Below are 12,164 nucleotides of genomic sequence, written 5' to 3'. Positions count from 1 at the left end.
GGGGTTGGAGCCACGGGAGAGCAGTTGATGCAATCGGTTAGCGACAAGCAGGAGCGCAAGCTCGGGTTCTGGATGTGCACCGCGCTGGTGGTGGGCAACACCATCGGCATCGGCATCTTCCTGTTGCCGGCCTCGCTGGCGCCGTTCGGATTCAACGCCCTGATCGGCTGGGTCATCACCGTGGTGGGCTGCATGGCGATGGCGCGTGTGTTCGCGCGGCTGGCGCGCGACATGCCCAATGCCGATGGCCCCTACGGCTACATTCGCAGCACCCTCGGCGACATCCCGGCTTTCATCGCGATCTGGTGCTACTGGGTCTCGTTGTGGATCACCAATGCGGCGATCGCCACCGGCGTGGTCGGCTATGTCGATGCGGTGTTTCCCGCGCTCGCCGGCATCCGGCCCGCGTTGCTCGCGCTCGCACTGGTGTGGCTGTTCGTGATCATCAACCTGTTCGGCGTGCGCACGGGCGGGCGGGTCCAGATTGTCACCACGGCGCTCAAGCTGCTGCCGATGCTGATGGTCGCCGGCCTGGGCGCGTGGCTGCTGATCAGCGAGCCGGCGGCCTATACCCGGCACCTGCCGACGACGCCGGTGAGCCTGAACCAGTTGATGGCCGCATCGACGATCGCCTTGTTCGCCATGCTCGGGCTGGAGTCGGCCACCGTGCCGGCGGGCCGCGTGGAGAACCCCGGCCGCACCATTCCGCGCGCCACCATCGTCGGTGCGCTGCTGACGGCGGTCATCTACATCATCGTGTCCACCGTGCCGCTGCTGCTGATCCCGCAGGCCGAGCTGGGCCGCTCGAATGCGCCCTTCGCGGCGCTGCTCGACCAGTACCTGGGCCAGGGCAATGGCCGCTGGCTCGCCCTGTTCGTGGTGATCAGCGGCTTGGGTGCGTTGAACGGCTGGACCCTGCTGGTCGGCGAGCTGACCCGCACCATGGCCGTCAATGGCGTGCTGCCCGCGATCCTCACCCGCAACAACCGCCACGGGGCGCCGGCGGTGCCGCTGCTGGTTACCGGGATGCTGGCCAGCGTGATGGTGCTGATGAGCTACAGCCGGACGCTGGTGGAAGGTTTCACCCTGCTGACCACCGTGGTGACGGCCGCCAACCTGCCGCTGTACCTGTTCTGCGCGCTCGCCCTGATGGTGATGTGGCGTCGCCGCCAGAAACCCGCCAACAGCGACCTGCTGGTCCTCGCCATCCCCGGCGCCGCGTATGCGATCTTCGCCTTCATCGGCATGGGCCGCGAGCCCTTCGTGTACGCGCTCGCGCTGGCCGCGGCCGGCCTGCCGGTGTACGTGCTGATGCGCCGCGCCGTGCGCGSCACGCCACTGGCGTCACCGTCCGGGCCCTGATCCGCCGCCTGCAATCCGCCTGACCCTCTTCGAGTTATTCCGATCGCCATGCTGCAACTCAAACGCACGCCTTTCCACGAGCGCACATCGCGCCTGTGCCTGCCGCAGAACTGGCGGCGCTGGGCCGGCCACATCGTCGCCGGTTCCTACGACCTGCACCTGGACCGCGAGTACTGGGCGATCCGCGATGCCGTGGCGATGATCGATGTGTCGCCGCTGATGAAGTACATGATCGAGGGCCCCGACGCGGCACGCCTGCTGCACAAGCTGACGCCGCGCGACGTGCACAAGATGGCCGTCGGCCAGGTCGGCTACACCGGCTGGTGCGACGAGGACGGCAAGATGCTCGACGACGGCACGGTGTCGCGCCTGGGCGAGAACCTGTTCCGGCTGACTTCCGCCGAACCGTCGCTGCGCTGGCTGTCGATGAACGCGGTCGGCATGGACGTGACGATCACCGAGGTCACCGAGCAGGTCGCCGCGCTGAGCCTGCAGGGGCCGAAGTCGCGCACCGTCCTCAACAAGGTCTGCGGCAAGTCGCTCGACAAGCTCAAGTACTTCCGCGTCATGCCCAACACGCTCGCGGGCAAGCCGGTGACGATCTCGCGCACCGGCTACACCGGCGACCTCGGCTACGAGATCTGGATCGACGTCGCCGATGCGCTGCACGTGTGGGACGCGCTGATGGCGGCGGGCCACGATTACGGCATCGTCCCGTGCGGCATCCTGGCGATGGACATGGCGCGCGTCGAAGCCGGTCTTTTCATGATCGACGTCGATTACACCGCGGCCAACCACGCCTGGATCGAGGGGCAGAAATCCACGCCGCTGGAGATGGGCCTGGACTGGGCGGTGCAGCTGGACAAGCCCGGCTACTTCGTCGGCCGCCGCGCGCTGGAGCGCGAGAAGCAGGAAGGCTCGGCGTGGAAGCTGATGGGCTTCGAGGTCGACTGGGAAGCGATGGAGAAACTGTTCGCCGCCGTCGGCCTGCCGCCGCAGATTCCCGGCATGGCGGTGCGTGGCAGCCTGCCGATGTGGCAGGGCGGCAAGCAGGTCGGCTATGCCTCCACCAGCACGTGGTCGCCGGTGCTGAAGAAATACATCGCGCTGGTGCACCTGCAGCGTCCGTACTACGAGCCGGGCACCGCGCTGAGCATGGAAGTGACGGTCGAGCACAAGCGCCTGCATGCGCAGGGCAAGGTCGTGAAGCTGCCGTTCTACGAGCCGGAATGGAAGAAGAAGTAGTCCGCTGCGCGAGTTGAAGGCAACGGCTTCGTCATCCCGGCGAACGCCGGGATCCAGCCTTTGACTTCACCCTTGTTGAAAAAAAGCAAGTTCCCGGCATTCGCCGGGATGACGACAAAAGCGAAATCAAGACAACCATGACCAACAACCAATACGACGCCATCGTCATCGGCGCCGGCCACAACGGCCTGATCGCCGGCGCCTACCTGGCGCGCGCGGGCAAGAGGGTGGCCGTGCTCGAACGCCGCGAGGTGGTCGGCGGCGCGGCCGTGACCGCCGAGCCGTTCCCCGGCTACCGCTTCAGCCAGTTCTCCTACGTGGTCAGCCTGCTGCGGCCGGAGATCATCCGCGACCTCGAACTGCCGCGGCATGGCCTGAAGATCCTGCCCTTGCCGAGCACGGTCACGCCGATGGACAACGGCGACTACCTCGCCGCGTGGGACGACCACGACCTGACGCGCCAGGAGCTGTACCGGCATTCGCCGCGCGACGCCGAGGCCTCCGACGAGTACGGCCGCGTGATGGCGCGCGCCGCCAAGGCGATCAAGCCGATCATCGGCCTGGTACCGCCGGATCCTTCGTCGCTGAGCCTGCGCGACATGAAGGGCCTGCTCAAGCTCGGCCAGTACGGCAAGAGCCTGAGCGAGAAGGAGCTCTACCAGATCGCCAAGCTGCTGACGCAGTCGGCAGCCGACCTGCTCAACGACTGGTTCGAGTTCGATCCGCTCAAAGGCACCAAGTCGGCCAGCGGCATCATCGGCACTTTCCTCGGCCCGAATTCGCCCGGCACCGCCTACGTGCTGCTGCACCACTACATGGGCGAGATCGACGGCGCCTTCCGTGCATGGGGCTTCTGCAAGAACGGCAACGGCGGCGTGACCCAGGCGATCGCCAGCTCGGCGCGCGCGCTGGGCGTGGACATCCGCACCAATGCGTCAGTGCAGCAGGTGATCGTCAAGGGCGGCCGCGCGGCCGGCGTCGCGCTCGCCAACGGCGACGAGTTGCAGGCCAAGGTGGTGATCTCCGCCGCCGACCCCAAGCGCAGCTTCCTGCAGTTCGTCGAGAAGCAGCACCTTCCCGACGAGTTCGTCCAGCAGATCAAGAACTTCCGCGTGCGCGGTTCGTCGGGCAAGGTCAACCTCGCGCTGAGCGAACTGCCCGACTTCACCTGCCTGCCGGGCGAAGGCCCGCTGCACCGTGGTGCGATCTCGGTCAGCCCGAGCATGGAATACATCGAACGCGCCTACGACGAGGCCAAGTACGGCCAGTTCGCGAAGAATCCCTATATCGACATGATCATCCCCTCGATGATCGACCGCGACATGGCGCCGCCGGGCCACCACGTGATGTCGTGCTTCGTGCAGTACGCGCCCTACGACATCGAGGGCGGCTGGGACGACGCCAAGCGCGACGCGTTTGGTGAAACCGTGATCTCCACGATCGAGCGTTACGCGCCGAACATCCGCCGCGCCATCGTCGGCAAGCAGGTCATCACGCCGAAGGACATCGAGAACATCGCCGGCATCACCGGCGGCAACATCTTCCACGGCGAACTGTTGCTGCACCAATTGTTCTTCCTGCGCCCCGCGCCGCAGTGGGCCGATTTCCGCACGCCGTTGCCGGGTTACTACTTCGGCGCGTCCGGCGCGCATCCGGGCGGTGGCGTGATGGGGGCGGCCGGCAAGATGGCCGCGCAGGAAGTGTTGAAGGACTGGAAGTGAGTGCCAGGATGCGGCCAGCTCCCCACTTCGTCATCCCGGCGAATGCCGGGATCCAGCCTTTGACTTCCGTCCCTTCTCCCGACTCGCGCCAAAGGCAAGAGCTGGATCCCGGCAGCTTTGCTGCTGAAAGCCGCCGGGATGAGGATCAAATGCAGAAGCCCACAAATCCATGAGCAAATCCAATTACGACGTCATCGTCGTCGGCGCCGGCCACAACGGCCTGGTGGCCGCGACATACCTGGCCAAGGCCGGCAAGAAGGTGCTGGTGCTGGAACGGCGCGAGCACGCGGGGGGGCAGCTGGCTTCGCGTGCCTTCGATGACGGTTCCCGCTTCGATCCGCTGCACGCCGGCGGCCAGCTGCGTCCGGATATCGTCCGCGAGCTGGGCCTGGCCCGGCACGGCCTTGCCGCCGCCGGTCCCGCGCCGGCCTATGTCTCGCTGCTGGCGGATGGCCGTCGCCTGCAGCTGTCGACGGTGCCCGGCGATGCCCGGACACTGGAGTCGATCCGGCAGTTTTCCGCGGCCGACGCTGCGCGCTGGCCCGAGTTCGTGGCATTCATGGACAAGGCAGCTGCATTCCTCGATGCCGCCTACCGCACGCCGATGCCGCGCCTGCCGCATGTCGGCCTCGCCGAAGGCTGGCCCCTGGCGAAGCTGGCGTGGACGCTGCGCCGGCTCGGCGGTCGCGACATGTTCCGGGTGATCCGGTCGATGTCGATGTCGGCGCTGGAGTTCACCGAAGAATGGTTCGAGTCCGAGGAGCTCAAGGCCGGCATCGCCGCGGTGGCCATCCACGGGCACACGCTCGGCTCGATGTCGGCGGGCACCGGCTACACGCTGATGCACAACTGGCTCAATCGCGGCGGCCTCGCCCATCGGCCGGTCGCCGGCGGCAGCGTGCACGTCGCCGAAGCGCTGGTCGCCGCCTTCATCGCCCACGGCGGCGAACTGCGCACGTCGGCCGGCGTGCAGCGCATCCTCGTCGACCGGCAACACGTGGGCGGGGTGCGACTGGACAGCGGCGAGGAGATCGCGGCATCCACGGTCATGTCCGCGGTTGACCCGCGCCATACCCTGCTCGGCCTGATCGGGGCGCCGGAACTGCCCCCGGAGTTCGTGTGGGAGACGCAGTCGATCAAGATGCGTGGCGCCGTCGCCAAGGTGCACCTGCAGACCGACGGCTCGCACGGCGTGCCCGCCGGCACGCTCGCGATCGCGCCGACGCTGAAGTACCTGGAGCGCGCGTTCGATGCCGCCAAATACGGCGAGATCGCCGCGCAGCCGTATCTCGAAGTCACCACGGCCGGCGATGTCGTGTCGATCCATTTCCAGTCCGCGCCGTACAAGCTGCGCCACGCGGACTGGGCGCATGCCCGCGGCACGCTCGAGCAGCTCGCGTTCGACACGCTGGCCCCGCACTTCCCGGCGCTGAAGGCATCCGTGCGGCACTCGCGCGTGATCACGCCGGCGGACCTGGAGCGCGACCTCGGCCTGACCGAAGGCGACCTCAACCACGGCCAGCTGATCCTCGACCAGATGTTTTTCATGCGCCCGCTGCCGGGATGGTCGAATCACGCCACGCCTGTCGACGGCCTGTACCTGTGCGGTTCCGGCGTGCACGGCGGCGGAGGCATCAGCGGCGCGGCAGGACGCAATGCGGTGCAGATGGTGCTGAAGGCGAAGTCCTGACGGGCTGACTTCGGGGCACGCGAAAGGTTGCGTGGCTTTGCGCAAAGCCGTTGGGCTTCGCGGAAGCCATGGCGGCAACGCGTGGTCCTTCAATAGGACAACGATGCGATCGCCGCTACGCGGCCACGATATGCATCAGGCCGTGGCGACGTCGCAATGCACGCGGATCGCTGGCCGTGCCCGCGCACGCGCTGCGTTGACGCATGTATGAGGACTCACGCCTCCGTCGATGCAACGTTGCGCAGGATGCGAGCGGGCAGCGCCCCGCTCGAAGGCATGGTGCGGCATCGTTCGGGCCTGATCTGCTTCGTGGCCGTGCTCTTGTTTGTTGCGATCTGCGTGCTGGCGCAGGTGTTGCGCCCGGACCTCGACTGGCGCAAGGACCCGCTCAGCCATTACCTGACCGGCCACTACGGCGGCTGGGTGCGGGGCGCCTATTACCAGCTGAGCATGGCGCTGATGCTGCTCGGGGTCGGCCTGTACGCGGCACTCAGGCCGCACGCGCGCCGCGTCGCGCCGCTGCTGTTGCTGGTGGTGGCCGGTATCGCGCTGTGGATCACCGCGATTTCCGAAACCGACCTGCCATTCCTGGACCGCGACCAGGAAAGCGACCTGCACCAGGTGGCGGCGCTCATCACGTTCGTGAGCGTGACTACCGCCATGATGTTGCAGTCATGGCGCTTCTATTACGACGCCACGTGGCGGCCGCATTTCGGGCGGGCGTTTCCCCTGGCCGTGGTCGCTTTCATCGCGCTGGTGATCTACGCGAACTGGCACGGCGCGCCCGTGGGGCTGCGGCAGAAGACCGTGATCGCGTTGATCCTGCTGTGGCTCGGCCACGCGGCCTGGTGGCTGCGCTGCAAGCAATTGGCGCGCCTGCAGGCGGGGACGGCCATGCCTCCGGCGGAGTGAGGGGCCGGACCAGGCCACTTCGGCCACTTCGGTCAGCCGGCCAGCAGGTCCGCGTGCAGCAGCCGGTGGAACAGGTGTTCGCCGGCTTCGCGCCGGACCGACAGGCGGCCGGTGCTGTAGGCGCGTGAATGCAGCCCGCGCTGCACCGACTTGCAGATCGCCATGTCCTCGTCCTGGATCTGCTGGCCGACGTCGACGCTGGCGCGGTTGCGCGCGTACGCGGCTTCGGAGACGTCGGCGAACCAGAAGTCGAAGATCACCTCGGTCTTGTCGATTCCCAGTGGCAGCACCAGGTTGGTGTCCATCATTCCCTGGTACCAGTTGATCATGAAGTTCGGATGCAGCCAGTAATACAGGGCACGCTCGCCCTGGCGCACCGCCGCGTAGTCCTCCTGCGCCTTGGCGGTGGTCAGCGGACTGGACTGCAGGCAGAAGCGGCCACCGTTCTCGATCGTGTAGTTCTTGTAGTCGAGCACGCTGTCCAGACCCTTGTGCAGGTGCGGCACGTGATAACCGCCGTCGAGGTAGTTGTCGACGAACACTTTCCAGTTGCAGTCGAACAGGTAGTGCCGGCGCTCGAACCAGTGCAGGCCCGACAACTGCAGCGGCCGGATCCGGTCGATCAGGTCGGTGCCCAGGAACTCCGCCAGGCTCGGGCCTTCGCGGTCCAGGCGCACGAACACCCAGTTTTCCCACACGTCGGTCGCCACCGGCACGAGGCTGTGTTCGCTGCGGTCGAAATGGCATTCGCTGTTGAAGCTCGGCGTGCCCTTGAGCGCGCCTTCCAGCGTGTAGGTCCAGCCGTGGTAGGGGCAGCGCAGGTTCTGCGCGCAGCCGGAGGCTTCGGTCATCACCGCGGCCGCATGGTGGCGGCACACGTTGAAGAAGCCACGCAGCACGCCGTCGCTGCCGCGCACCACCACGATCGGTTCGCCCGCGATCTCGCAGGTGACGTACTGGCCGGGCTCGCGCAACTGGTCGACCCTGGCGGCGAGCTGCCACGAGCGCGAGAACGTGGTCCGGCGCTCCAGCGCCGCGATGCGGTCATCGACGTACCAGGAGGCGGGAATGGTCGACGCCTCCTCCAGCGGCAGATCCGGGTCGTACTGGCCCAGCAGTTCGACTGCAATCGATCGCATCCGCTCGCTTCCCCGTCTATGGGTGCCCGCTTGGCACCGCGTCGCCATCGTTTGCCGCCACGGCGCGTGGTGTCAACGGTGCAGCCGCGATGGCGCTACGGCCGTAGCTCCAACGCCGTCGCGCCGACATCGAGGCGCTGGCGGAAGCCGTCCCAATGGCGGTTGGGAACAGCCGGCGCGTGTCCAGGTGAATAGCCAGCCGGCAGCCCGCGGATCACCTCGCGGCGGCACTACGGCGGCGCGGACGCGCTGCGGCAAGGGGGGGATGGCGCGCCCGGAGGGATTCGAACCCCCGACCAATGGCTTCGGAAGCCACTACTCTATCCGGCTGAGCTACGGGCGCGTTTTTTCAGGCAACCGCGCGATGGCGACCATCGCGGGACGGGCATTCTAGCAGCGCCGGCGCGTGCGCGGCCGCGATTTCGTCAAACGGCCCAGCGCACGGCGTCGGGCGGCGCGGCGCGGCGCAGCCACGCGGAGAACTCATCCAACGCCATGGCCTTGGCAAACAGGTGCCCCTGCACCACGTCGCAGTGCCGCTGGCGCAGGGCCTCAAGGGTGGCCTCGTCTTCCACGCCCTCGGCGACCACCGACAGATTGAAGCGGTGGGCGAGGTCGATGATCAGCGAGGCGATGTCGGCACAGGCCGGATCGGTGAGCAGGCCGGCGACGAAGGACTTGTCGATCTTGAGTTCGTCGGCCGGGATGTCCTTGAAGTAGGCCAGGCAGGAATAGCCGGTGCCGAAGTCGTCGATCGAGATCTTCACGCCGAGGTCGCGGATGCGCGACAGGATCTTGAAGCTGTGGCGCGGATCCATCACCAGCGAGCGCTCGGTGATCTCCAGCACCAGTTGCGTGTCGGGCGCGCTCCACAGCTTCAGCGCGTTTTCGACGAGGTCGGGAAGGTCTTCCTGGCCCACCAGCTCGGCTGGCACGTTGACGGCGACATTGAGGCGGCCATGCGTGTGTTCCCATTCGCTGGCGTGGCGCAACGCGGTGTTGAGCGCCCAGATGGTCATGCCCTTGATCTGGCCGGTCTGTTCCGCGATGGGAATGAACTGCTCGGGCGACACCAGCCCGCGGGCGCGATGCTGCCAGCGCATCAGGGCCTCGGCGCCGACCGGTTGCAAGTCCGACAGTCGCAGCTTGGGCTGGTAGGTGAGGTAGGTCTCGCCGCGCTGCACCGCGCCGTCGAGTTCGATTTCGAGGTCCCAGAATTCGGAGAAGCCGCGGTCGTCCTCGCACTCCGGCGGAAACAGCCAGCGCTGCCCGGTGTTGCGCGCGACCTCCAGGCTCTTTTCGGCCTGGCGCAGCAGGAACTCGGCTTGGCTGGCGTGCATCGGGCACACCGCCGCGCCGACCGTCGCGGTCATGCGCACCTTGCTCTTGCCGCCATCGAAGGGCACTTCGAACAGGCGGAACAGCTTCTGCACGGCCAGTTCGGCGTGCCCCGCGTTCATCACGCCCGGCAGGATCAGGGCAAAGCGGTTGTCGCCGATGCGGGCCGCGTAGTCCTGCGGGCGGATGACCTCACGCAACTGCTGGGCAACGTGCCGGAGCGCCCGGTCGCCGAACTCGTAGCCGTGCGCCGCATTGAGGCGGGCGAAGCCATCGATGTCGGCGACGATCAGCGCAAGGTTGGTCCTGCGTTCGTTGGCGTAGCCGATATGCCGGCGCAGCAGCGCGAGGAAGCTGCGGCGGTTGTGCAGTCCGGTGAGCTCGTCCTCGATCGTGGCCATGGCGGCGTGTCAGTGCAGGAACAGTTCCACCGGATCGATGCCGTAAGCACCGGTCGGCAGGCCGCCCTTCACACTCAACGGCTGGCCGGCATCGTCCTGTTCCACTTCGCCCAGGTCGAGTACGCGGAACTGTTTCAGCGGCGCCTTGTTGGCATCGAGCAGCAGCATCACGCGCGGACGCAGGCGCTTGAGGCTGTGCACGTCGGTGACCACGGCGACCTGCCCGTTCGACAGCTCCACCAGCGATCCGGTGGGATAGATGCCGCAGTTCTGGATGAACTGTTCGACCAGCTCGGCCTGGAACAGCGTGCCGCGCTGCTGGTAGAGCTCGGTCACCGCCTGGTGCGGCGAGCGGCTGGAGGCGTAGGGACGCACGCAGGTCATCGCGTCGTAGCTGTCGACGATGCCCATGATGCGGCCGAAGATCGGGATGTCGCTGCCCTGCAGCCGCCATGGATAGCCGCTGCCGTCGTGGCGTTCGTGGTGGGTGGCGACGATCTCGCGGATCTTCGGCGACAGCCCGGGCGTGGAATCGACGATCTCCAGGCCATGCTGCACGTGCTGGTGCACGAGTTCGATCTCGTCCGGACCCAGCGGCGTGCGCTTGTTCAACAGCGCTTCGGGCAGGCGCGTCTTGCCGACGTCGCACAGCAGGCCGCCAAGCGCGAGCAGTTGCAGTTCCGCGCGCTCCAGCCCGAGGTGGCGGCCGAAGCTCGCTGCCCAGATCGCGCAACCCATGGCGTGCTGGTAGGCGTAGTTGTCGCGCCGCTTCATCTCCTTGAGCCAGACGAACGCGGTGGGATTGCGCAGGATGGAATCGATCATCGCGTCGACGCCGTCCTTCAGGCGTTCGAGGTCGAGGCGCTTGCCGCTATGCAGGTCGGTCATCACCTCGTCGATGGAGGCTTCCAGCGAGGCGTGCACCGCTTCGGCTTGGCGCAGCTCCTGCTGGACCTCGACCTGCGGCGCCCATTGCGACTTGCGCAACGCTTCGACTTCCGCGGCGGCGCGGCGCTGGCGTACCTCCGCGGGTTCTTCGAAGGCGAGATAGCGCGGGTCCGGCGATGCACCGAGCATCACGTCGACCCAGACATGGTTGCAGATGCGCTGCAGCATCGCGACCTCGTCCTCGGACGTGATCTTGAGCCCCTGCATGAGGAACGCGGTCTCGATCCACGGCCGATCGAGCCGGCTGACGTACATCCCCAGTGTCAGTCCGTGGACAGTGATGCGCACTTCCCTGGATTTGATATCCATCAGATCCCCCCGACCCTCCGGCTAGCCTACCCTTGGTTGCGGTGCGGAACAAAGGACAGGGGGGGGCGCCGGTCTGGAATCCGATGGCGATCGGCGACAATGCCGGCGTGGCCGGGTCATCCCGGCGCTGTCTGGCGTCCTGACGAGTGGGGAACCATGGGTTACGAGCGTGACTACGCCCCGATACCGCCGCCGGTGCCGCGCTGGCGCGAGCGGTTGCATCAATACTGGTTGCTGGTGCGCGGCGATCGTCCGATCGGTTGGCTGCTGCTGCTGTGGCCGACCTGGTGGGGCCTGTGGCTGGCGGCGAAGGGCGTGCCGCCATGGTGGACACTGGTGGTCTTCAGTCTCGGGGTATGGCTGACGCGCGCGGCCGGCTGCGTCATCAACGACTACGCCGACCGTTGGCTCGATCCGCACGTCGAACGCACCATGCAGCGGCCGCTCGCAACCGGCGCGGTGGGTGGACGCGAGGCGCTGGCGGTGTTTGCGGTACTGATGCTGGTGGCGTTCGCCCTGGTGCTGACGATGAACCGCCTCACGGTCTACCTGAGCCTCGTCGGCGTGGTCCTCGCGGCGAGCTACCCGTATCTCAAGCGCTATACCTACCTGCCGCAGGTGTACCTGGGCATGGCCTTCGGATGGGGCATCCCGATGGCGTTCGCCGCGATCCAGGGCGAAGTGCCCGCAGTCGCGTGGCTGCTCTACATCGCCAACATCCTGTGGGCCACCGCATACGACACCTGGTACGCGATGGTGGATCGCGACGACGACCTGCGCATGGGCGCCAAGTCGACGGCGATCCTGTTCGGCGAGATGGACCTGGTCGCGCAGGGCATCCTGTATGCGCTGTTCGCCTACGCTCTGTTCCTGGTCGGCCGCCGTGCGGAACTGGGGATGTATTACTGGAGCGCGTTGGGCGTTGCCGCCGTGCTGGTCGCCTGCGAGTTCTGGATGGCGCGGGCACGGGATCGCGACGGTTGCTTCCGCGCGTTCCTGCACAACCAATGGGTGGGCCTCGTGGTGTTCGCCGGCATCGCGCTCGACCTGGGCTTGCGCGCCGCGCGTTGATGTCGCTTAGACTCGCCGGGTCCGATGG

General features: G+C 67.1%; 9 protein-coding genes and 1 tRNA gene. 6 read left to right on the top strand and 4 right to left on the bottom strand.

Annotation, left to right across the window (positions count from 1 at the left end; all coding sequences use genetic code 11):
• Window positions 1–27 precede the first annotated feature (27 nt).
• The 5 genes from ACXJJ9_RS09690 (at window position 28) to ACXJJ9_RS09670 (ending at window position 6,930) form a co-directional block, all read left to right on the top strand.
• Window positions 28–1,362 (top strand): amino acid permease, encoded by a 1,335-nt coding sequence (locus ACXJJ9_RS09690; protein ID WP_457096984.1) that lies wholly within the window; start codon window positions 28–30, stop codon window positions 1,360–1,362.
• Between the two features lie 48 nt (window positions 1,363–1,410).
• Complete coding sequence (locus ACXJJ9_RS09685) at window positions 1,411–2,607, top strand: aminomethyltransferase family protein (RefSeq protein ID WP_457096983.1); 1,197 nt, start codon at window positions 1,411–1,413, stop codon at window positions 2,605–2,607.
• A gap of 137 nt (window positions 2,608–2,744) precedes the next feature.
• On the top strand, window positions 2,745–4,328 hold the full coding sequence (locus ACXJJ9_RS09680) for a phytoene desaturase family protein (RefSeq protein ID WP_457096982.1): 1,584 nt from the start codon (window positions 2,745–2,747) through the stop codon (window positions 4,326–4,328).
• Window positions 4,329–4,497: 169 nt separating this feature from the next.
• The gene (locus ACXJJ9_RS09675) at window positions 4,498–6,018 is read left to right on the top strand and encodes a phytoene desaturase family protein (RefSeq protein WP_457096981.1); all 1,521 of its coding nucleotides are present in this window, start codon (window positions 4,498–4,500) and stop codon (window positions 6,016–6,018) included.
• A gap of 246 nt (window positions 6,019–6,264) precedes the next feature.
• Entirely contained in the window at window positions 6,265–6,930 is a 666-nt protein-coding gene (locus ACXJJ9_RS09670; RefSeq protein WP_457096980.1) for a DUF998 domain-containing protein, read from the top strand.
• Window positions 6,931–6,962: 32 nt separating this feature from the next.
• On the opposite strand, the gene ACXJJ9_RS09665 is transcribed toward ACXJJ9_RS09670, so the two are convergent.
• The 4 genes from ACXJJ9_RS09665 to ACXJJ9_RS09650 all read right to left on the bottom strand — a co-directional run bounded on the left by ACXJJ9_RS09665 (window position 6,963) and on the right by ACXJJ9_RS09650 (window position 11,065).
• Window positions 6,963–8,069, bottom strand: a complete 1,107-nt coding sequence (locus tag ACXJJ9_RS09665) for an aromatic ring-hydroxylating oxygenase subunit alpha (RefSeq protein ID WP_457096979.1) — start codon at window positions 8,067–8,069, stop codon at window positions 6,963–6,965.
• A 266-nt stretch (window positions 8,070–8,335) separates the two neighbouring features.
• Window positions 8,336–8,412, bottom strand: a tRNA-Arg gene (locus ACXJJ9_RS09660).
• An 82-nt stretch (window positions 8,413–8,494) separates the two neighbouring features.
• A complete protein-coding gene (locus ACXJJ9_RS09655) occupies window positions 8,495–9,808 on the bottom strand; it encodes a putative bifunctional diguanylate cyclase/phosphodiesterase (protein WP_457096978.1) in 1,314 nt (437 codons plus the stop codon).
• Window positions 9,809–9,817: 9 nt separating this feature from the next.
• Complete coding sequence (locus tag ACXJJ9_RS09650) at window positions 9,818–11,065, bottom strand: HD-GYP domain-containing protein (RefSeq protein WP_457096977.1); 1,248 nt, start codon at window positions 11,063–11,065, stop codon at window positions 9,818–9,820.
• 156 nt (window positions 11,066–11,221) lie between these two features.
• Here ACXJJ9_RS09650 and ubiA point away from each other — a divergent pair, with 156 nt between their 5' ends.
• Window positions 11,222–12,136, top strand: coding sequence for a 4-hydroxybenzoate octaprenyltransferase (gene ubiA, locus ACXJJ9_RS09645; RefSeq protein ID WP_457096976.1), 915 nt, complete (start codon window positions 11,222–11,224; stop codon window positions 12,134–12,136).
• The last annotated feature ends 28 nt before the right edge of the window (window positions 12,137–12,164 follow it).

The sequence above is a fragment of the Lysobacter sp. P5_B9 genome, assembly GCF_054049835.1.
Note: the sequence above shows the minus strand (reverse complement) of the source record. Positions and strands in the feature narration are given on the sequence as shown.